General features: G+C 73.1%; 15 protein-coding genes. 10 read left to right on the top strand and 5 right to left on the bottom strand.

Going from position 1 to position 20917, the window contains the following annotated elements; genetic code table 11:
* Positions 1-46: 46 nt before the first annotated feature.
* The 3 genes from Q5762_RS16335 to ligD all read right to left on the bottom strand — a co-directional run bounded on the left by Q5762_RS16335 (position 47) and on the right by ligD (position 4143).
* Complete coding sequence (locus tag Q5762_RS16335; RefSeq protein WP_315892821.1) at positions 47-2140, bottom strand: PBS lyase; 2094 nt, start codon at positions 2138-2140, stop codon at positions 47-49.
* A gap of 195 nt (positions 2141-2335) precedes the next feature.
* On the bottom strand, positions 2336-3262 hold the full coding sequence (locus tag Q5762_RS16330) for a DNA ligase (protein WP_315892820.1): 927 nt from the start codon (positions 3260-3262) through the stop codon (positions 2336-2338).
* Positions 3259-4143 (bottom strand): non-homologous end-joining DNA ligase, encoded by an 885-nt coding sequence (gene ligD / locus Q5762_RS16325; protein WP_315892819.1) that lies wholly within the window; start codon positions 4141-4143, stop codon positions 3259-3261. The genes Q5762_RS16330 and ligD overlap by 4 nt, the downstream gene beginning before the upstream one ends.
* A 49-nt stretch (positions 4144-4192) precedes the next feature.
* On the opposite strand from ligD, the gene Q5762_RS16320 reads away from it, so the two are divergent.
* Positions 4193-5263: a Ku protein gene (locus Q5762_RS16320; RefSeq protein ID WP_315892818.1), complete on the top strand. Its 1071-nt coding sequence runs from the start codon at positions 4193-4195 to the stop codon at positions 5261-5263.
* Positions 5264-5278: 15 nt separating this feature from the next.
* On the opposite strand, the gene Q5762_RS16315 is transcribed toward Q5762_RS16320, so the two are convergent.
* Positions 5279-6094 (bottom strand): hypothetical protein, encoded by an 816-nt coding sequence (locus Q5762_RS16315; RefSeq protein ID WP_315892817.1) that lies wholly within the window; start codon positions 6092-6094, stop codon positions 5279-5281.
* A gap of 244 nt (positions 6095-6338) precedes the next feature.
* Here Q5762_RS16315 and Q5762_RS16310 point away from each other — a divergent pair, with 244 nt between their 5' ends.
* The gene (locus Q5762_RS16310) at positions 6339-9329 is read left to right on the top strand and encodes a BTAD domain-containing putative transcriptional regulator (protein WP_315892816.1); all 2991 of its coding nucleotides are present in this window, start codon (positions 6339-6341) and stop codon (positions 9327-9329) included.
* Between the two features lie 287 nt (positions 9330-9616).
* Here Q5762_RS16310 and Q5762_RS16305 read toward each other — a convergent pair whose 3' ends face one another.
* Positions 9617-10972 carry a hydrolytic protein gene (locus Q5762_RS16305; RefSeq protein ID WP_315892815.1) on the bottom strand — a complete coding sequence of 452 codons (1356 nt, stop codon included), beginning with the start codon at positions 10970-10972 and terminating at the stop codon, positions 9617-9619.
* A gap of 169 nt (positions 10973-11141) precedes the next feature.
* On the opposite strand from Q5762_RS16305, the gene Q5762_RS16300 reads away from it, so the two are divergent.
* The 8 genes from Q5762_RS16300 to Q5762_RS16265 all read left to right on the top strand — a co-directional run bounded on the left by Q5762_RS16300 (position 11142) and on the right by Q5762_RS16265 (position 20909).
* On the top strand, positions 11142-11786 hold the full coding sequence (locus tag Q5762_RS16300; protein ID WP_315892814.1) for a LuxR C-terminal-related transcriptional regulator: 645 nt from the start codon (positions 11142-11144) through the stop codon (positions 11784-11786).
* A 169-nt stretch (positions 11787-11955) separates the two neighbouring features.
* Entirely contained in the window at positions 11956-15138 is a 3183-nt protein-coding gene (locus tag Q5762_RS16295; protein ID WP_399495176.1) for a hypothetical protein, read from the top strand.
* Positions 15135-15887: a DUF4255 domain-containing protein gene (locus tag Q5762_RS16290; RefSeq protein ID WP_315892813.1), complete on the top strand. Its 753-nt coding sequence runs from the start codon at positions 15135-15137 to the stop codon at positions 15885-15887. Before Q5762_RS16295 ends, Q5762_RS16290 begins: the two co-directional genes overlap by 4 nt.
* A 32-nt stretch (positions 15888-15919) precedes the next feature.
* Complete coding sequence (locus Q5762_RS16285; RefSeq protein WP_315892841.1) at positions 15920-18043, top strand: ATP-binding protein; 2124 nt, start codon at positions 15920-15922, stop codon at positions 18041-18043.
* 188 nt (positions 18044-18231) lie between these two features.
* Entirely contained in the window at positions 18232-19788 is a 1557-nt protein-coding gene (locus tag Q5762_RS16280; RefSeq protein WP_315892812.1) for a phage tail sheath family protein, read from the top strand.
* A 22-nt stretch (positions 19789-19810) separates the two neighbouring features.
* Entirely contained in the window at positions 19811-20251 is a 441-nt protein-coding gene (locus tag Q5762_RS16275) for a phage tail protein (protein ID WP_315892811.1), read from the top strand.
* The gene (locus tag Q5762_RS16270; protein ID WP_315892810.1) at positions 20248-20754 is read left to right on the top strand and encodes a hypothetical protein; all 507 of its coding nucleotides are present in this window, start codon (positions 20248-20250) and stop codon (positions 20752-20754) included. Before Q5762_RS16275 ends, Q5762_RS16270 begins: the two co-directional genes overlap by 4 nt.
* The gene (locus Q5762_RS16265) at positions 20751-20909 is read left to right on the top strand and encodes a DUF6760 family protein (protein ID WP_018492281.1); all 159 of its coding nucleotides are present in this window, start codon (positions 20751-20753) and stop codon (positions 20907-20909) included. Before Q5762_RS16270 ends, Q5762_RS16265 begins: the two co-directional genes overlap by 4 nt.
* Positions 20910-20917: the final 8 nt, after the last annotated feature.

Here is a 20917-nt window from a genome sequence, read left to right as displayed (position 1 = left end):
AAGCCGTCACAACCCCGGGGCGGCTCTCTTCCAGCTCCTACCGCTCCTACCGCTCCATCCGGTCGAGCGCGGCCCGGCAGAAGGTGAGCAGCTTCTCGTCCTCGTGGATGTCATGGCTGCTGTAGCCGCTCTCCCGCACGTTGTGCCGGCGGCGCTGCGAGAGCTCCCCGCGGATCACCCCGCGCGCCTCCGTCGCCGCGGGTCCCATCTCCGCCAGGCACTCCGCGATCTCCACGCGCGCGTGCCGGTTCTCCTCCCAGGCCGCGAGCAGCACCGGAAGCGCCGCCTCCGCGGCTCCCGACACCCGCCACAGGGCCGCCGCGCTGCGCACCCGTACCCACAGGTCTCGGCAGCCGAGCCCGGGAAGCAGGGCCGGCGCGCTGCGCGCCGCCGCCGGGCCGATCGTGCCCAGCGCCCGGGCGGCGGCGCACCGGTCCGGCGCCGTGGCGTCCGGCCCCAGCCAGCCCGTCAGTGTCGGCAGGACGGCCTCCCGGTCGCCCTCGACCGACCACAGCGTCAGCGCCGCCTGTGCGGAGACCGCCGCCGCCTCGCTCTCCAGGAGCGCCCGCGCGTCCGGGATCGCCTCCCGCGCGGCGGGCCCGAAGGCCGCGAGGGCCGTCAGCGCGGCCTCCTGCACCCAGTCCCGCCGGTTCGGCGGCGCCCCGCGCAGCACCCGCAGCACCTCCGGCATGGCCTGCGCGCCCCGGACCGAGGCCAGGGCGAAGAGCAGCGGCGAGGCGTGCTCGTACAGCCGGTCGTCCAGCTCGACCCGGCCGAGGCGGCGGCGCAGCAGCGGCGCGAGCGGCGCGGCGGCCGGGCCCAGGGTGGGCACGGCGTACAGCAGATCCCGTCGTACGTCCGGTTCCACCAGGGCGCGCGCGAGCATCGGTACGGCCCGGGCGTCACCGGAGCGGGCCAGGGCGAGCAGCGCCCGGGCGCGCCCGTCCGGCGCCCCGGGCGGACCCTCGGGCCGTTCGGCCCACTCGGGGCGCTCCGGTCTGCCGGGGCGGCGGGCGAGCCGCGCCGCGAGCGAGTCGGTCGCCGGGCCGGTCAGCTCGAAGAGGCCTTCGAGGAACGAGGTGGCGGCCTCGCGCAGCCTCGGCTCGGGGTCGGCGAGCTGCGCCCCGACCAGCCGCACCACCTCCTCGTACCGGCCGCGCCAGACTCGTATCAGACCGCCACAGAGCCAGATCGCGTCCAGCCGCTGGCACCGGTCGGGGCTGCGCAGCTGGGCGAGGATCAGCGCGGTCCGGTCCTCGACCCGGTCGTCGAGCGCGGTGTGCAGGGTCCGCATCAGCTCGTCGGACCACGGCGTCGGGCGCCCGGCCGACCGCTCCTCGAAGAGCTCGCGCACCTGTCCGGCGAACGGGGGCGTGGCGGACCGGGAATCCGGCTCGGGCGGCGCGGTCCGCACCTCGTCGAGCAGCCGCGTCACCCGCTCCACCACGTCGTCCGGGACCTCGCCCGGCGCGCACCGGGCCAGCTGCGCGAGCGCCGCGAGCCGAAGCCCGGGCGCCTGCGCCGCGCGGGTCAGCCAGCCCAGCCAGTCGACGGTCTCGTCCCGCAGCGACTCGTGCCGCCGCGCGATCCGCCCCACCGCCTCCACCAGGGCGAGCCGCACCTCCGTGGCGCGCTCGACGGTCAGCCGCTCCCGCAGCAGGGTCAGCACGCGGGCGGGGTCGGGGTGGAGCGAGGCGAGCGCGCACGGGGCGGCGAGCCGGACCTCGGGGTCCGGGTCGCCGACCAGGCCGAGGAAGACGTCGGCGCCGGCCGCGACCGCGGCGGCGGCCATCGCGTAGTTCGCGGCGGGGATGAACTCCTCGTCGTCCGCGTCGAGTTCGTCCAGCTCGTCCTCGCCGCTCAGATCGATCCCGCCGACGCTGGTCAGCAACTCCACGATGCCGCCCCGGTCCTGGACCTCCGGGTCGGCGACGAGTTCGAGCAGGAACGGGATGCAGGCGAGCGTCGAGTCGTACACGTCGCCCTGGTGGTGGACCGCTCCGTACATGCCGTCGAGGGCGAGTTCCCGCTCGGCGGGATCGGACGAGGCCAGTCCGCGCAGCATCCCCGGTACATCGTCGGCGGGGCCGTAGGCATGCCCCAGCGAGGCCCAGTCGACCTCCTCGATCCCCGTCAGCATGCGGCGCCGCCTTCCCCGTGAGCGCTGTACCAGGGAGCAAGTGTGCACCACCACACCGTGAACCAGGACCCGCTGAGCGGACGCGGTCTCGGAAGAGCCCTCGGGCCGCTCGCTTTGCGCCATCCCCGCGACGGACACGCGGAGTTGCCCGGCGCGGCGCCCCGGAGCCGCCCCTTCCGGAGGGCCGGAGGCGCCCTAGCCGTCGGACCGTACGCGTACGAACCGAGCGGTCTCCTGCCGCCCGGAGAGCTGCCGCAGCTCCACCGGCAGCGGCTCGGCGAGCAGCCTCACGGGCCCGTGGTCCGGGTCGTCCACGGCCTCCCCGAGCCGCCCCGCCGCCAGCGCCCCGACCTCGCGGGCCTGCGCGGGAGTGAGCTTGGGCGAGGTCGTCACCGTACGGTCGTCGGGGAGCCGGACGACCACCGCCCGGGGCCGGTCCACCGGCCCGACCAGGGCGAGGAGCGTGCCGTCGAGGGTGTCCGCGTGCCGCACCTTCCGCCAGGCCCAGGTCTCGCCCGCCCGGTACGGCGAACGCAGCGCCTTCGCCACGATCCCCTCGACGCCCACCGCCCGCAGATCGCGGAACCAGCCGCGCGCGGTCTCCTCCTCCAGCGTCGCGAGGACCCGCTGCACCGGCGGCCCGATCTCCTCCAGGACCGCGCCGAGCAGCTGCCAGCGCTCGACCAGCGGCCGGGGCCGGACGTCCCGGCCGGGGACGGCGAGGATGTCGAAGGCGATGTACGAGACGGGGACGCCCTCCCGCCTGCGGTCGCCGGGCGAGCGGAGCAGATCGGTGAAGCTCAGCCGCCCGTCCCGGTACGCGCACAGCTCCCCGTCCAGCACGGTCCCGGCCTGCAGATGGGCGCCCAGATGCGCCGCGATCTCGGGGAACTCCGGGGCGAGGTCCCGGTGCGAGCGCGACTGGAGGAAGACCCGCCGCCCCTCCAGGACGAAGGCGAGGGCGCGGAATCCGTCCAGCTTGAGGGTGTACTGGAACCCTCCGGGCGTGCTGCCCTGCGCCGGGATCTCGTCGGCCGACCGGGGGCGCATCACATCGACGGGCGGCCGCAGGACGGGACCCGTGGCGGGATCGCCGGGGCCGGACGCGGGCGCCTGGGTCATGGCAGCGACCCGGCCGGGCCGGGGTCGAAGAGCGGGGCGAGCAGCTCTCCGTACCGCTCCAGACGTGGCGCGATGTCGTCCATCAGAAGCACCAGCCGTTCGGGCGCGTCGCACGCCTCGATCTCCTCCCAGGTCACGGGTGCGGAGACGGTGGGTGACGGGCGGGCGCGCAGGGTGTAGGGGGTCGCGGTGGTCTTGGCGGCGGCGTTCTGGCTGAAGTCGACGAAGACCTTGCCGGGGCGCAGGGACTTCGTCATCCGGTGGACGACCAGTCGCGGGTCGTCCGCCTCGGCCTGGACGGCCAGCTCCTTCGCGTACGCCGAGACCTGGTCGGACGGGGTCGGCTCCAGCGGGACGAGCAGGTGCAGGCCCTTGGCGCCGGAGGTCTTGGCGAAGGCCTCCAGGCCGTCCGCCGCGAGCCGCTCGCGGAGCCGGAGGGCGACCCGGCAGCACTCCACGACGGTCGCGGGCGGCCCGGGGTCGAGGTCGAGGACGAGCCGGTCGGCGACGGCCTGGGAGCCGGCCCGCCACTGCGGGGTGTGGAACTCCACGACCAGGTTCGCCGCCCACATCAGCGAGGGCAGGTCCTGGATCATCACCTGCCGGGCCCGCGGGTCGTCGGAGCGGGGGACCGGGGTGGTCTTCACCCAGGCGGGCGTGCCGGGCGGGGGGTTCTTGGTGAAGAAGAGCTGCCCTTCCGGGCCGTCCGGATAGCGCAGGAAGGACACCGGCCGGTCGCGCAGATGGGGCAGGATCGCGGCGCCGACGGTGGCGTAGTAGTGCAGCAGCTCGCCCTTGGTCGTGCCGGTGGCCGGGTGGAGGACCTTGGCCAGGTTGCTGAGCGGGAGGCGCCGCCCCTCCACCTCCGTGATCGGCGTCATACCATGAGAATCCCACGAATCCGGAAGCATCGTGCGAAAGGGATGAAACGTGCGATCCATATGGAACGGTGCCATTTCCTTCGGTCTGGTCAGCATCCCGATCAAGCTCGTCAACGCCACCGAGAGCCGGTCCGTCTCCTTCCGTCAGATCCACCAGGCCGACGGCGGCCGCATCCGCTACCGCAAGGTGTGCGAGCTGGACGGCGAGGAGGTCTCCCAGGCGGAGATCGGCAAGGCGTACGAGGAGTCCGACGGGACCATGATCCCGATCACGGACGAGGACCTGGCGGCGCTGCCGCTGCCGACGGCGAAGACGATCGAGATCGTGGCCTTCGTGCCGGCCGGGGAGATCGACCCGCTCCAGATGGACGCCGCGTACTACCTCTCGGCCAGCGGGGTGCCGGCCGCCAAGCCGTACACGCTGCTGCGGGAGGCGCTCAAGCGGAGCGACAAGGTGGCGGTCGCGAAGTACGCGCTGCGCGGGCGGGAGCGGCTCGGGATGCTCCGGGTCGTGGACGACGTGATCGCGATGCACGGGCTGCTCTGGCCGGACGAGATCAGGGCGCCGGAAGGGGTGGCCCCGGAGACCCCGGTCTCGGTGCGGGACGCCGAACTCGACCTGGCGGACGCCCTGATGGCCACCCTCGGCGAGGTCGACATCAACACCCTGCACGACGACTACCGGGAGGCGGTCGAGCAGATGATCGCCACCAAGGCGGAGGGCGGCGCGGCAGTGGCGCCCCCGGAGCCCGAGGCGGAGGGCGGCGGCCAGGTCATCGACCTGATGGCGGCCCTGGAGAGCAGCGTCCGCGCGGCGAAGGAGGCGCGCGGGGAGGGCGGCGACGCCGAGGTCACCGAACTCGCGGGCCGGAAGGCCTCGTCGCGCACGCCGAAGGAGACGGGCGCGCGGAAGTCCACGGCGAAGACGGCGGCGAAGAAGACGGCCGCCCCCGCCCGCAAGTCGACCTCGAAGACGGCGAAAACGGCGGAGAAGGGGACGGCCGCGAAGAAGACGACCGCGAAGTCGACCGCGAAGTCGACCGCGAAGAAGTCCACGGCGAAGACGACGGCGAAGAAGGCGACCGCGAAGAAGGCGACCCCGCGCAAGCGGTCCGCGTAAGCCCCGCGTTCGGCCTCAGCTGCTGAGCAAGTCCCTCAGCGACGCCTTCATCGCCGCGACGAAGGCCTCCCGCTCGGCCTCCCCGACCAGGTCGAGCGAGAGGTACGGGTTGAGGTCCTCCAGCTCCACGAGCAGCAGCTCCCCGCCCGGCGCCCGGCAGGCGTCCACTCGCTGGATGCCGTGCGCAAGGCCGTTCCAGTCCACGAACCGCTGCGCGAACTCCAGGTCGGCGGCTGTCGGTTCGTACCGCTCAAGGACCCAGCGGGCCTCCGGGTCCGGTGCGTACAGCGCGTACTGGAAGGTGCGCCCGACGAAGTAGAACGAGACCTCGTACGCGAACGGGATACGCGGCTGTACGAGCATGCCGGCCGGGTCCACCTCCCCGAGCCGCGCCCGCTCCACGAACCGCAGACCGACCGAGTCCGCTCCGAGCAGCGGCTTCACGACGTACTCGGCCGCCTCCGGCAGCAGCGCGAACTCCTCGCGGCGGCCGGCCGTCGGAATGACCGGAAATCCCTCCCTCGACAGCTGGAGTAGATAGTCCTTCCCGGCCATGTCTCCCTTTCCGGTCAGGGAGTTGAATACCCGCACCCCGCCCTCGCGGGCCGCGCGCGTGAACGCGTCGTACGCCTTCTGGTAGTGGAGGACCGGCCCGCTGTTGCGGACGACGACGGCGTCGAAGCGGTCCATCAGCGCGGCCGCGTCGAGCGGATGGCAGAGCGCGAGCCCGAACTCCTCGCGCAGCCGGCCCGAGAGCCAGATGTCCTCGTCGCAGTACCGCCGTCCGCGCGCCTGATAGCCCAGGTCGGTGACGTAGAGAAGCGTTCCCATGTGTGCGTTCCTCCGGTTCCGGTCCGCGCCCGGTGTGGCCGGATCGCCAAAGGTTACGTGACGGAAACGCCGTGGTGGTGCCCCCTTGCAGACGCCCCGGCCCCGCCGCATAGCGTAGGCGAACACCGGTGCGAACGGCGGTTTCTGAGAGCGTTTACAGCGGCTGGCGCGGAGAGCGCGGCGCGACCGGTGTACGGCGGGTCCCGAGGCGGGCCCCGGCATTGCTGAGAGGTGGGGCGGGAGCATGCATTACCGGATCCTGGGGCCGGTGCGCGTATGGCGGGGGCACACCGAGCTGACCTCGGGGCCGCCGAAACAACAGGCGTTGCTGGCACTCCTGTTGGCCCGGGCCGGTCAGCTCCTGACGCCCCAGGAGGTGATCGACGCCCTCTGGGAGGAGCCGCCCGGCAGCGCGGTCAACGTGGTCCACCGCCACGTGGGGGCGCTCCGCAGGCTCCTGGAGCCCGAGTTGCCCAGCCGGGCGGACGCCCAGCGGCTGCTTCGGCAAGCGGGTGGATACCGGCTGCGGGTCGACGCGGGCGAGCTGGACCTGCTGCACTTCCGGTCCCTGCGCGAGGAGGCCCGGCGGGCGATCGCGGGCGGCGACGCGGCCAAGGGCGTGGGTCTGCTCGTCGACGCGCTCGGTATGTGGGGCGGGCTCGCCGGTACGGGCCTGCCGCCGCGGGTCGCCGCGCACCCGCTCTTCACCGCGCTCAACCAGGAGTACCTGGCCACCGTCAAGGAGGCCGCCGACGCCGCCCTGACCACGGACCACACGCACGGCGAGCTGGTCCTCTCCCTGCTCCAACAGGCGGGCCACCACTACCCCTTCGACGAGGCCCTGTACGCCCGGCTCGTCACCGCGCTCGCCGCGCTCGGCCGCCAGGCCGAGGCCCTCGCCGTCCACGCGTCGGTCCGCTCCCGGCTCGTGGACGAGCTCGGCGTCGACCCCGGGCCCGAGCTGCGCGCGGCCCACGAGCGGGTCCTGCGCCAGACCGTGCCGGTGACCGTCCCGGCGGCCGTTCCGGTGGCTGTCCCCGTGGCAGCGCCCATCACCGCCCCCGTGCCGGCAGCTGATGGCGAGGACAGGGACGGCGGCGACGGCGGGAGCGACGGTGACAGCGGGGATGGCGCGGCGACGGTGGCCCGGCCGTCCGCCCCTCCCCAGCTCCTGCCCGCCCAACTGCCCGCCGACATCGCCACCTTCGCCGGCCGGGAGAGCGAACTCGACCTCTCCCGGACACTGCCCGCCACGGACGCCGCCCCGTCGACCTCCACCACCGCCGTCATCGCCGCGATCAGCGGCATGGCCGGCGTCGGCAAGACCACGCTCGCCGTCCACTGGGCCCACCAGGTCACGCACCGCTTCCCCGACGGCCAGCTCTACGTCAACCTCCGCGGCTTCCACCCCACCATGGCGCCGCTCGACCCACCCGACGTCATGCGCGAGGTGATCTCCGCCCTCGGCGTCCCGCCGCAGCGGGTCCCCGACAAACCCGAGGCCCTCCCTGCCTTCTACCGCAGCCTCCTCGCCCCCCGACGGCTCCTGATCCTGCTCGACAACGCGCGCGACTCCGAACAGGTACGGCCGCTGCTCCCCGGCGCCCCCGGCTGTCTGACGCTCATCACCAGCCGGCACCGCCTCGACGGCCTCGTCGTCACCCACACCGTGCGGTTCATCGGCCTGGAGGTGCTCTCCCGCGCGGAGGGCGTCGAGTTCCTGACCCGGCGCCTCGGCGTGGAGCGGATCGCGGCCGAGCCCGCGGCGGCCGAGGACATCATCGAGCTGTGCGGCCATCTGCCGCTCGCCCTCGCCATCGTCGGCGCCCGTGCGCTGCTCAACCCCCGGTTCGCCCTGGCGGCCGTCGCCGAGGAGCTGCGTGCCACCCGGGGCAGCCTGGACGCCTTCACCAGCAGCGACGCGAGCGCCGACGCGCGGAGCGTCTTCTCCTGGTCGTACCAGGCCCTCGGCCCGGCCGCCGCGCGCCTGTTCCGGCTGCTCGGCGGGGCGCACCCGGGGCCGGAGCTGTCGGTGCCCGCGGCCGCGAGCCTGTCGGGCGTAGCCGTACGTGACGCGCGTAGACACATCGCCGAACTCGTCGACAGCCACCTGCTGACGGAGGACGCCCCGGGCCGCTTCTCCTGCCACGAGCTGCTCCGGGCGTACGCCAAGGAGCTGAGCGCGAGCCGGGACGACGAGGCGGACCGGGCCGAGGCCGGGCGTCGCCTGGTCGAGCACTATCTGCACAGCGCCCAGGCGGCCGATGCCCTGCTCGCCCCGTACCGCGACCGCGTCCCGCTGCCGCCGCCGGGCGAGGGTGTCGTACCGGAGGAGCTGACCGGAATGCGGCAGGCGGCCCAGTGGCTGCACCGGCAGCGCCAGGTGCTGCTCTCCGCCGTCGAGAGGGCCGCGGCGGACGGTGGCGGCGGGGACGGGCTCTGCTGGCGGCTGGCCGCGGCGCTCGAACTGTTCCTCGACCGGGCGGGTCGCTGGGACGAACAGCGGGGCATCCAGGAACTGGCGCTGCGCGCCGCCCGCTTGGACGGCGACGCCACGGGCCAGGCGTACGCCCTGCGCGCGCTGGGATTCGCGTACTGCAGGCTGGGCCGGTACGGGGAGTCCCACGAGACGCTGTCGCGGGCGCTGGACCGCTTCACCGAGGCGGGCGACCCGGACGGGCAGGCGACCGCCCACCGGAATCTCGCGTTCCTCAGCAACTCCATGGGAGACCACGAACAGGCGCTGGAGCACTACCGCCTTGCGTCCGCGCTCTACGACGTGTCGGGCCATCGCACGGGAGCGGCGGCCGTACTCAACGAGATCGGCTGGACCCATATCCTCACCGGCGCCTACGAACAGGCCCTGAACGACTGCGGGAAGGCGGTCGTGCTGCACCAGGAGAACGGGAACCGGAACGGCGAGGCGGCGGCCTGGGACAGCGTCGGCTACGCCCGGCACCACCGCGGCGAGTACCGCGAGGCCCTCGCCGGGTACGGGAAGGCCATCGCCCTCTACCGCGACATCGGCGACCTCAGCCTGCAGGCCGACACCCTCAGCCACATCGGCGACAGCCACGAGGGCACGGGCGACCCGGAGGCCGCCGCCGTGGCGTGGCGCGAAGCCGCCGAGCTCTTCGAGCACTTGGGGCATCCCGACGCCCGGCAGGTACGGGAACGGCTCGCGCGCCTGGGATCCCCCGCGGCGGCCGCCGACGAGTCCGGCGGCCACCGATGACGCGTCGACCGGCACTTCGACCGGCACATCGGCCGATACTCAGACCGGCACATCAGCCGAAGCGTCGACGGGGCGTCACTTTTTCGGCACTTGGCTCTGCCTATCCTGCTCCCTCGAACAGATCAGGGAAGCAGGAGGAACGTGCCGTGGCCACAGATGACTTCGCGCCACGGCCCTCTCCGTCGCGCTTACCGGAGGACCGTCTTGGACGATCCTTTCCGGTCGACTCCATGATTCCGGACTTCCGTTCGCCGAAATCTCGAACAAAACTGCCAGGGATTCCGGTTCTACGGTCGGAGGTCGCGGAGCACACCGCTGACGTTCAGCACCTCGTTGCAGCCGGAGGCCTGCTTTCCGGTGGCCGGCGTACCCGGCTTCGAGCAGGTCACCTCCGCGGTGACGGTCGAGTTCTCGGGGATGTCGATGGGGGTGACCCAGTGGTAGTCCTGGTTGCGGAACGTCTCCAGCGCGATCGTGGTGATCTTCCGCTCGCCGAACGAGATCGTGATGATGCCCTCGTCGCCCTGGAAGTTGGCCACGACCATGTCGGTGATCCCGAAGACCTTGCCCTCGGGCACCTGGTAGGTCCCCACCTTCTTGCCACCGGCGCCGGTCTTGATGTCGATGGTGGCCGAGCTCTGCTGGCCGCCCCCGGTCCCGGTCCTGCCCGGACCCGTACCGGACCCGCCGTCGCCGGAGCCCTCCTCCTGCCCGCCGGGCTTGGGCGTGGGCTTGGCCTTGGCCTGCTCCTCCGCCTTGGCCTTCTCCTGCTTCGCGGCCTCCTCCTTCTGCGCGGTGGTCGCGGCCTCCTTCGCGGCGGACTTCACCGCGGGCCGGACCAGCGCGAACCAGGCGACCAGCAGCGCGATGAGGATCGCGAGCAGGATCAGCAGCCACTTCGGCAGGATCGGCAGCTGGACGAACTCGCCGTCGACGACACCCGGTCCGGCGGAGCGCACCTGCGGCACCGCCGCGGCCGGGGGCCGGTCGCTCTTCGGCGAGTCCGAGTCGGCGTCGGCACCGCCGCCCGCGCCCTCCTCGACGGCGTCGGCGACCTCGATCTCGAAGGGCCAGCTCACCGGCTCGCCGAACCAGATCAGCGAACGGACCCGCGCCTTCAGCCCGAGCTCGGCGGTCTCGCCCGGTTCGAGGCGCTGCCGCTGCGGGGTGACCGTGAGGCTCAGCTCCTCCCCGGCCTGCCGGCCGGCGAGCGCGAGCGAGACCGGGATGTTCGACTGGTTCTTCAGGGCGATCCGGTAGCGCGCCCCCATCCAGCCGCGGCGCCGGCGGGGGTCGAGGACCTGGCGCACCTCGTGGAACGCCTCCACGTGCACCGTGGTCTCCGGGACCACCACGTTCTCCGGGTGCTCCACGGGCAGGACGCGCACACCGAGCGGCTTGTCCCCGGCGCGGACCTCGTGGGAGCGGGGCGGAGCGAGTCGTACCGTCACCGTCTCGGAAGTGCCGGGATACAGCGATACGCGGGCCGGTTCGACGGTGCTCCACGCGGCGCATTCACCGACCACCGTGAGCGTGTACGCCTCGACGATGTCGCTGTCGTTGCGGACGGTCAGGGTGGTCGTCGCCTCGCCGCCGGGCGAGACCGTCACGGTCGGCAGTTCGAGTTCGGCAGAAGTGGTCACGCCGTGAACCTAGTTGGCCCTTCTGTCGCGCACGAGGGGCGGGAGGGCCATGTAACGGGCAGCCCGGGTGCCCCCACGGACCAATGGCGCACGGACGCGCGCCGAACCTGAACCACTTGCCGGCCGAACCCCTTCCGGCCGGCGGACGACGAAGAAACGGGTGGAACCCATGACGAACAGTGATCAGTGCAACGCCAGGGTGTCGGTCTCGGTATACGCCGAGGACCTGATCCTGCAGGCGGGAATCGTCGAGCAACTGCGGCGGCGGCCCGAGGTGGAGCTGCTGTCCGAGGCGGACGCGGACAAGGCGAGGGCCACCCTGGTGGTGGTAGACACCGTCGACGACTCCACCGTGCAACTGCTGCGCCGGCTCCAGCGCAACACCAACACGAGCACGGGGCTCGTCGTGGGACGGTTCGAAGCCGGTGCCCTGCAGACGATGATCGAGTGCTCGGTCGCCGCCGTACTGCGCCGCGCCGAAGCCGACCAGGACCGGCTTGTGCACCTGGTCACCGCGCTGGCCAAGGGCGAGGGGGTGCTCCCCGGCGACCTCCTCGGCAAGCTCCTGGCCCATGTCAGCAGCCTGCAGCGGACGGTGCTCGACCCGCGGGGACTGACCCTCTCCACCCTGACCACGCGCGAGGCCGACATGCTGCGGCTGGTTTCCGAAGGTTTCGACACCGTCGAGATCGCGCAGAAGACCTCGTACTCCGAACGCACCGTCAAGAACGTGCTGCACGAGGTCACCACCCGGCTGCAACTGCGCAACCGTGCCCACGCGGTGGGGTACGCGATGCGGCACGGCCTCATATGAACGCCGGGACTTGTAGGAGCGCCGAGACGCCCACGAGTGCTCGGACGCACGCGAGTGCCCGAAAGAGCAGCGGACGCTTCCCCCGGCGCGGGTACTCGCGGCCTGTCGCCCCGCGCCCCGGCCTGTGACGCTCGACCACGGTGAACTGTTCTCAGACTGTGAGGTGGACGTGACCGGCACCCCAAGCCCGGCAGGCCCTGTCCGGCTGGTCCGACTGGCCGTCGCCGTGGCGGTGATGGTGCCTCTGCTCGCGGTGAGTTCACCGCAGGCCGCGACCCCCGCCGCCGCGCCCGTCCGCGCGGCGGCGGCCGCGGAGGACATCGGCCGCATCGCCTTCGCGGGCACCGAGCACCGCTCCATCGGGCGGGTCACCGGGACGCCGGCCACCGCCGAACCGCTGCTCGGCCCCGGCCCGGCGCACTACGACACCGAGGCCTACGCCCGCGGCGACCAGGTCGTCTTCACCAGTCTGCGCGACGGCACGCGTCCCCAGGTGTACCTGCGGGACGGGGCCGGCGGCATCCGCAAGCTGACCTCCGACCGCGACGCGGCCAACCCCGAACTCACCCCGGACGGCCGGTTCGTGGTGTTCGACTCCGCCGAACCGCGACTCCTCGGTGGCACCCAGCGCGACCTGTGGATCGTGGGCACCGACGGGACCGGGGAGCGCCGTCTCACCGAGACTCCCCAGAACGAGACCGCGCCCACCGTCTCCCCGGAGGGCGCCAGGGTCGCGTACGCCAGTGACGCCGACCCGCTGCGCGGCCGCCAGATATACGCCCGGCAGCTCGGCGGCGGCACGCCCGTCCGGATCAGCGACGGCCCGGCCGGTGACGCCGACGACCCCGCCTGGAACCCCGTCGACGACGCCGTCAACCGCGACCTCGTCGCCTACACCCTCACCCTGGCGCCCGGCGGCGCGGAGAGCGGCCCCCGGCTGCGGGTGACCCAGGGACAGGGCGCCGACGGCCCGCTCCTCTCGGGCGAGCAGGCGACCTGGCAGACCCGGGCCGCCGCCTGGCAGCCCGACGGCGACACCATCCTCTTCCTCAGCATCAACGGGCCCTGCGGCTGCACCAACCCGTACGACACCGTCTACCGCGCCGTCGCCCACTCCACGGTCACGGCGTCGGTCGTCCTCTACGAGGACCGCAGGGTGGACTCCCCGACCTGGCTCGGCCCGCAGGACGGCGGCTCCGTCCTCGTCACCCGCACCACCCCCGAGGCCAAGAACCACGCGCACCTCATGGACGTGAAGCCGGACGGCTCCGACCCGCGCGACCTCGGGTTCAAGGTCCTCTGGGAGGACCCCAAGGCCCTGACCAACACCGACCCGGCGGCCGACCCGCTCTTCAACCCGTCCGCGGACTACGACCCGTGGACCGAGCGGCAGAACTACACCCCCGACGGCCGGCGGATCGTCGTCACCCGCTTCCACGGTGACCCCAAGAGCCGCATCGAGGATATCTACCTGACCGACGCCGACGGCTCGAAAGCGGCTCCCCTGCCGCTCGCGGGCGGTGGCGCCAAGGACTGGGACACCGACCCCACCTTCTCGCCCGACGGCAAGCTCATCGCCTTCACCCGCACCTCGCCCGGCGGCGTCGGCTCGGCCTCCGGCCCCGGCCGCATCCTCATCGCCGACGCCACGACCGGCGCGCTCGTCGACGAGGTGCGCCCGCCCGCCGGCCAGACCGGCGGGGATGCCCAGCCGACCTGGTCCTCGGACGGCACGACCCTCGCCTTCACCCGTAACCACGTCATCGGCGGAGTGGGCGGCAACAAGCACATCTGGACCGTGCCCGTGAAGTCGCTCGGCCAGCAGCGGGACCTGAGCGCCGAACTCTGCCCGGGCAGCTGCCAGGTGATCGACGACAGCCCCGCCTTCTCGCCGGACGGCAAGCGCCTCGCCTTCAACCGCAAGGACGGCGGCGGCCGGCTCAACGAGCGCAACAGCGTGCTCATGACCGACCTCGCCGACGGCCGCTGCCAGGTGCTCCTGCCGACCGGCCGCGCCGGCGACCCGGACGGCTGCCGCCAGGAGGTCCCCGACACCTCCGCCACCGGCCCCTTCCAGCCGCGTGACGTGGCCTGGTCGCCGGACGCGACCCGGCTCGTGTTCAGCTCCCGCCGGGCCCTCGCGGCCAACTCGCCGGAGGCCCTGTCCACCGTCGAGGTCGCCACCGGTGCCGTCACGACGCTGACCGGTGCCCTGCCGGGCCGTCAGAAGGAGCCCGCGTACCAGCAGTCGGTGAACCTGACGGTCACCGCGCCGCCCACCGCGGAGCCGGTGACCGAGGGCGAGACCGGCACGGTCACCGTGACCGTCACCAACCAGGGCCCGTCCGCCGCCCCCGGCACCACCTTCACCGCGGCCGTGCCGCCCGGCGTGCGCCTCGACGGGATGACCCCGTCGAAGGGCGTGTGCGAGGCCGGGTCGCCGCAGTGCGAGCTCGGGGTCCTCGAACCCCGGGAGAGCGTCACCGTCACCGTCCGGCTGACCGGCGTGACCCCCGGCGAGACGGCAATCGACTGGTCCGTCACCGGAGCCGTGATCGACCGCGCCCCCGCCGACAACGCGACCCGGACCCTCGTCCCTGTCGAGAACGCGCCGGAGCCCCCGACGCCGACCCCGACGACCCCGACGCCGACCCCCACCACGCCGACCCCGACCCCGCCGAAGCCCACCCCGCCGCCGCCCGCGCCGAAGGCCGGCCCCGCGCTGACCATCACCGCCCGGCCCGAACCGGGGTACGTCGGCGGCCGTGTGGTCCTCACGTACACCGTCCGCAACGGCCGTGAGGCGCTGGCCACGGGCCTGAACCTGCGGCTCGGCCTGCCGAAGGGCATCCCGGCCGGGAAGGCCCCCGCGGGGTGCGTCAAGAACGTGTGCGCCCTCGGTGACCTCGCCCCCGGCGCCTCCACCGTCGTCACCATCGTCCTGTCCCCGAACAAGGCGCTGACGACCACCGCCACCGGGCGGATCACCACCTCCGGCACCGACGCCGACCCGAAGGACAACACCGACCGGCAGCGGATCCGGATCCTCCAGCCGAAGATCATCGCCGTACCGGCCATCGGCAAGCCCGGCTTCGTGACCTCCGTACGCGGCAAGGACTTCCCGCCCGGCACCCCGGTGACGCTCACCTGGAAGCCCGGCATCACCGCGGCGGCCGTACCCACCATCCCCAAGGCCGACGGGACGTTCATCGCCCAGCTCCTGATCCTCCACAAGGACCAGACCGGCCCGCGCGTCATCACCGCCAAGGGCGCCGGGTTCTCCCCGGTCACCACGCCCTTCCTGGTGGTCACCGGCAACGTCGCCCCGCCCGACGAGGTGGCCCGCCGGTGATCCACGAGATCGACGAGGGGGTCCGGCTCCTGCTCACCGAGTCGGGCCTCACGGAGAGCGGCGTCGACCTGGTCTTCGACCCGCCCACCCGGGAATGGGCGGCGCGCCGCAACGCCCCGACGATCAGCGTCTTCCTCTACGACATCAGGGAGGACGTCGAGAGGCGGCGGACCGGCACGGTGGAGGAGTACGACGAGCACGGCATGACCGTGGCCCGCCGCACCCCGCCCCGCTGGTTCGACCTCACCTACCTGGTCACCGCGTGGACCAACCGGCCGCAGGACGAACACCGGCTGCTCTCCGAGGTGCTCCGCTGCCTGGCCCGCACGGACGTGCTGCCCCGCCGGTTTCACACCGGGACCCTCGTCGAGATGGGCCTCGCCGTGCCCATCGAGGTGGCCGGCGGCGCCCAGCAGGGCCGCTCGCCCGGCGACGTGTGGTCGGCCCTCGGCGGTGAGCTCAAGGCCTCGATCGACCTGAGGGTGCTCGCGCCGATGGCCGGCGAGCGCGTCGCCGCCGCACGGCCGGTCACCGACGGCCTGGTCGTACGGACCCCCGGACCGGCGGACGGCACCACGCCGGAACCGGACCGGCAGCTGCGCTATCAGGGTGTCACCGACCCCGGTGCGGGCGGCTTCGCGGGCCGCCGCGAGCGGCCCGATCCGGCCGAGCGGCCCGAGCGGGGCGACACCACCGAGCGCGGCGACCGGCCCGATCCGCATCGCCGCCGCCGGGGACCCATCCGGTGATCAAGGACGACGTACGGACGTACGTGAACGACATGAATGTGGACGTGGACGTGGAACGCGACGGGGACCCGGCCGGGCTCACCCACCTCTGGGAGCGGCTCGCCCGCGTCGAGCTGCGGGTGCGCGAGGCGGTCGCCGCGCGCCACGCGACCGACCCGGCCCCGGACGACCCCTACCGGGGCCAGTACCTCACCCCGGAGGGGGCGGAGCGGATCCTCGCGGCCCCGGCGGCGTACCACCCCGGTACGGGCGGTCCTGCCGGCGGCCTGACGGACGGCGCCGAGGCCGCCCCCGGGTCCCGGCTGCACCGCCTCGCCGAGGCCTTCGGACTCCTCCCGCCGGACGAGGAGCTGCTCCTCGTGGCCCTCGCCCCCGACATCGACGCCCGCTTCGAGCCGCTCTACGGCTACCTCAACGACGACCTCACCCGGCGCCGCCCGACGATCGGGCTCGCCCTCGACCTGTGCGGGCTGCCCGCCGCGGGCCCGGGACGGTTCCGCTTCGCCGGCACCGCGCCCCTGGTCAGGGGCGGGCTCCTGGAGATCGTGGAACCCGACCGTCCGTTCCTCTCCCGGACCCTCCGGGTCCCCGACCGGGTCGCCGCCCATCTGCTCGGGGACGACGAGCCCGACGCCCGGCTCGCCGGCCTCGTCGACACGGGATCCGGCGGCCCGGGGCCGTACGAGGACACGGTGCTGCGGGTCGCGGAGGCCGCCGCCACCGGCAGCGGCCCGGTCCACGTACGGGCCCGCGGCGGCGACGCCGGCCGGGTCGCCGTGGACGCGCTCACCGCCGCCGGCCGCCGGCCCCTGGTCCTCGACGTCGCGGCCCTCGCCACCGACCCCGAGGTCGCCCGGGTCCCGCACCTCCTGGCGACCGAGGCCCGGCTGAGCGGCGGCGGCATAGTCGTCGGCCCGATCGAGGCGCTCGAACCCGAACGCCCGGAACGCGCCCGGTGGTTGCGCGAGCTGTGCGGCACCGCGGCCGGCGTCCCGCTGATCACCTACGGGACGAAGAACTGGGACCCCCTGTGGTCCCGCCAGAGCCCGGTCCCGTTCACGGTCGGCCCGCCCACCGGCAGCCGGACGGTCGCCCAGTGGCGCCAGGCCCTGACGGAGGCCACGGAGGCGGTCCGCGCGCCCGTCGCCGTCCCCGGCGACGACGAACTCGGCCCGGCCGTCGTCTCGTACCGCCTCGACGCCGAGCAGGTGCGCAAGGCCGCCACGGTCGCCGTCCGCGCGGCGGCGGCCGCCCGCCGCCCCCTCGGCCCGCAGGACCTGCGGGCCGCCGTACGCGGACAGAACGGCGCCGGCCTCGAACGCCTGGCCCGCCGCATCGAACCCGCCGTCGGCTGGGACGACCTCGTGCTGCCCCCGCCCACCCGCGCCCAGCTCGGCGAACTCGCCCTGCGCGCCCGCCACCGCGACCAGGTCCTCGGCCGGTGGCGGATGCGCCCCGGCGGCGGACGCGGACGCGGGGTGATCGCCCTGTTCGCCGGCGAGTCCGGTACGGGCAAGACGATGTCGGCGGAGGTCGTGGCCGCCGAACTCGGCATGGAGCTCTACGTGGTGGACCTCTCCACCGTCGTCGACAAGTACATCGGCGAGACCGAGAAGAACCTGGAGCGCATCTTCGTCGAGGCGTCCGAGGTCAACGGCGTCCTGCTCTTCGACGAGGCGGACGCGATCTTCGGCAAGCGCTCCGAGGTGAAGGACGCGCACGACCGCAACGCCAACATCGAGTCGGCGTACCTGCTCCAGCGGATGGAGTCCTTCGACGGGATCGCCGTCCTCACCACCAACCTCCGGGCCAACCTGGACGAGGCGTTCACCCGCCGCATCGACGTCATCGCCGACTTCCCGATCCCCGACGCCCGGCAGCGGCTCGCGCTGTGGGACCGCTGCCTCGGCCCCGAGATGCCCCGGGACGACGACCTCGACCTGGCGTTCTGCGCGGACCGCTTCGAGCTCGCGGGCGGCTCGATCCGCGCCTGCGCGGTGACCGCGGCCTACCTCGCCGCCGAGGCGGGCGGGCCGCTGGGGATGGCGCAGGTCGTCTCGGCCGTGCTGCAGGAGTACCGCAAGCTCGGCCGGCTGGTCCTGGAGAGCGAGTTCGGCCACTGGGCGCGGCGGGTGCAGGCCCCGGCGGCCGGCTGAGGCCCCGGCGGCCGGCTGAGGCGGCGGCGCGGACCGCCGGACGGCGGACCGGGGTGCCGGGTTGCCTCACCCCACCTGCCCGTTCAGGCAGCACCGTTGCCCTTCGGCGGGGACTCCCGGGCCTATGACCAGGCACATCACGGCAGTGAGACTCGGTGGTGACCCAGTGGCCACTTGAAGGAGCGAGTATGCCGTCGTACCTGACCCCGGGCGTGTATGTGGAGGAGGTGCAGTCCGGTGCGCGGCCGATCGAAGGTGTGGGCACCGCGGTTGCCGCCTTCGTCGGGTTCGCGGAGCAGGGGCCGTTCCACAGCCCGACCCTGGTGACCAACTGGGACCAGTACGTCCAGAACTTCGGCGGATTCACCGAGGGCACCTACCTCGCCCACTCCGTCTACGGCTACTTCGCCAACGGCGGCGGCACGGCCTACGTCGTCCGCGTCGGCGGCCCGTCCGACCAGGTCGACGGCGGCAAGCCCGCCCCGATCCAGGCGCCCGCGCCCGTCGCGATCGGCGGCTTCCTGGTGTCGGCCAAGGCCGGCGCCGGCGCCGAGGTCTCCGTGGAGATCGCCGACGCCGACGGCGACAACCCGCCGGAGGACCGCTTCAAGCTGATCGTCCGCCAGGCCGGCGAGGTGGTGGAGACGTACGACGCCTCCATCCGTAAGAACGTCAAGGGCTACCTGCTCAACCAGGTCCGCCAGTCGAAGTTCGTCGTGGTCGCCGAGCAGCCCGGCACGGCCCAGACCAAGCCCGAGAAGCAGACGCACGCGCTGGCGGCCGCCGCCCCGGCGGCGACCCCCGCGGCCAAGGGCCCCGGCGGCGGCGTCGCGCGGCTCGACCCGAACGAGTACGTCGGCGACTCCGCCGCCCGTACCGGCTTCGGCGGCCTCGAGGCCATCGACGAGATCACCATGGTCGCCGTACCGGACCTGATGAGCGCGTACCAGCGCGGCGAGATCGACGACGAGGGCCTGCGGACCGTCCAGCTCGCCGTCATCTCGCACTGCGAGCAGATGGGCGACCGCGTCGCGGTCCTGGACTCCCCGCCGCAGATGAACGCGCAGAAGATCCGTACCTGGCGCCAGGACGAGGCCGGCTACGACTCCCGCTACGCCACCCTGTACTACCCCTGGATCTCGGTCTTCGACCCGGCCACCGGCCGCAACAAGACCGTCCCGCCGAGCGGCCACGTCGCGGGCGTCTGGGCGCGCAGCGACGGCGAGCGCGGCGTGCACAAGGCCCCCGCCAACGAGGTCATCCGCGGCGCGGTCGACCTGGAGATCAAGCTCAGCAAGGGCGAGCAGGACCTGCTCAACCCGATCGGCGTGAACTGTGTGCGCGCCTTCCCGGGCCGCGGTATCCGCATCTGGGGTGCCCGCACCCTGTCGTCCGACCCGGCCTGGCGCTATCTCAACGTCCGCCGGCTCTTCAACTACCTGGAGGAGTCCATCCTCCTCGGCACCCAGTGGGTGGTCTTCGAGCCGAACGACGACCGGCTCTGGTCCAGCATCCGGCGGAATGTCACCGCCTTCCTCAGCGAGGAGTGGCGCCGGGGCGCGCTCTTCGGCAGCACGCCGTCGGAGGCGTTCTACGTCAAGTGTGACCGCGACAACAACCCGCAGGAGTCGGTCGACCTCGGCCAGGTGATCTGCGAGATCGGTGTCGCGCCGGTCAAGCCCGCCGAGTTCGTGATCTTCCGGCTCTCGCAGTTCTCCGACAGCACCAGCCTCGTCAACGAGTAACAGGAAAAGGTGACAAGCAGTCATGGCAGAGGGCGACGCTCTTTCCACTCATATCTTCGGCATCCAGCTGGGCGGCTACATGGTGGAGTCGATCCAGGAGGTCAGCGGGCTGACCATGGAGGAGGATGTCGTCGAGGTCAAGCAGGTGACCCCGGACGGCAAGCTGCTCATCCGCAAGCAGCCGGGTGCGCGCCAGGCCGGTGAGGTGACGATCACCCGCGGCATGGACAAGAGCACCGAGTTCACCAAGTGGGTCAAGGAGACGCTGGAGAACGGCCAGGTCGACTCGGCCCGGCAGAACCTCACGATCGAGGTCAAGGACGCCGCCGGCGAGACCGTCCGCCGCATCCAGCTGATGCAGGGCTGGGCCAGCAAGTGGGAGGGCCCGTCGCTCAAGGCCGGCGAGTCCAGCGCCGCCACCGAGACGGTGACCATCACGTTCGAGGAGATCGTGATCGAATGAGGCGCAGGACGGTCACCTCCGGCGGCTTGGAGGAACTCCTCGAAGCCGCCGCGTCCGCGGAACGCGCGGCAGCCGCTCCGGCGGCCGCCGCGGCCCCGGCTCCCGCCTCGGCGCCTTCGCGGCAACGCGAGGAACTTCGCACGGAGTTCACCTTCGAGCTGCCGCGCGGGTACGTCGACGACGAGGGCACGGTCCATCGCACGGGCACCATGCGCCTCGCGACGGCCCGGGACGAGCTGCGTCCGCAGATCGACCTGCGGGTGAAGGAGAACCCGGCGTACCTGAGCGTGGTGCTGCTCAGCCAGGTGATCACCAGCCTGGGCACGGTCTCCGATGTGCACGCCGGAGTCGTCGAGCGCATGTACGCCACCGACGTCGCCTTCCTCCAGGACTTCTACCGGCGGATCAACAGCGAGGGGCACACGCACGCCGCGGTGACCTGCCCGCACTGCCACAACCCCTTCGAGGTGGACCTCTCGGGCGGGCGCCTGGGGGAATCGTGACGTACGCCCTTCCCCGGTTGCGGGAGGAGATCGCGTACGTCGCCTACCACTTCCACTGGCAGCGCGAGGACATCCTCGACCTCACCCACGCCGAACGGCAGCAGTGGGTGAGGGAGATAGCGCGGATCAACACACGGGTGAACGAAGGCGGGTGAGGTGAGGG

Origin of the sequence: Streptomyces sp. P9(2023) (assembly GCF_032436795.1) — a bacterium.
GTDB lineage: Bacteria > Actinomycetota > Actinomycetes > Streptomycetales > Streptomycetaceae > Streptomyces.
Note: the sequence above shows the minus strand (reverse complement) of the source record. Positions and strands in the feature narration are given on the sequence as shown.

Coding starts and splice junctions, on each gene's coding strand:
- Q5762_RS16335 (WP_315892821.1), bottom strand. CDS start 2,140: ATGCTGACGGGGATCGAGGAGGTCGACTGGGCCTCGCTGGGGCATGCC.
- Q5762_RS16330 (WP_315892820.1), bottom strand. CDS start 3,262: ATGACCCAGGCGCCCGCGTCCGGCCCCGGCGATCCCGCCACGGGTCCC.
- ligD (WP_315892819.1), bottom strand. CDS start 4,143: ATGACGCCGATCACGGAGGTGGAGGGGCGGCGCCTCCCGCTCAGCAAC.
- Q5762_RS16315 (WP_315892817.1), bottom strand. CDS start 6,094: ATGGGAACGCTTCTCTACGTCACCGACCTGGGCTATCAGGCGCGCGGA.
- Q5762_RS16310 (WP_315892816.1), top strand. CDS start 6,339: ATGCATTACCGGATCCTGGGGCCGGTGCGCGTATGGCGGGGGCACACC.
- Q5762_RS16300 (WP_315892814.1), top strand. CDS start 11,142: ATGACGAACAGTGATCAGTGCAACGCCAGGGTGTCGGTCTCGGTATAC.
- Q5762_RS16285 (WP_315892841.1), top strand. CDS start 15,920: ATGAATGTGGACGTGGACGTGGAACGCGACGGGGACCCGGCCGGGCTC.
- Q5762_RS16280 (WP_315892812.1), top strand. CDS start 18,232: ATGCCGTCGTACCTGACCCCGGGCGTGTATGTGGAGGAGGTGCAGTCC.
- Q5762_RS16275 (WP_315892811.1), top strand. CDS start 19,811: ATGGCAGAGGGCGACGCTCTTTCCACTCATATCTTCGGCATCCAGCTG.
- Q5762_RS16270 (WP_315892810.1), top strand. CDS start 20,248: ATGAGGCGCAGGACGGTCACCTCCGGCGGCTTGGAGGAACTCCTCGAA.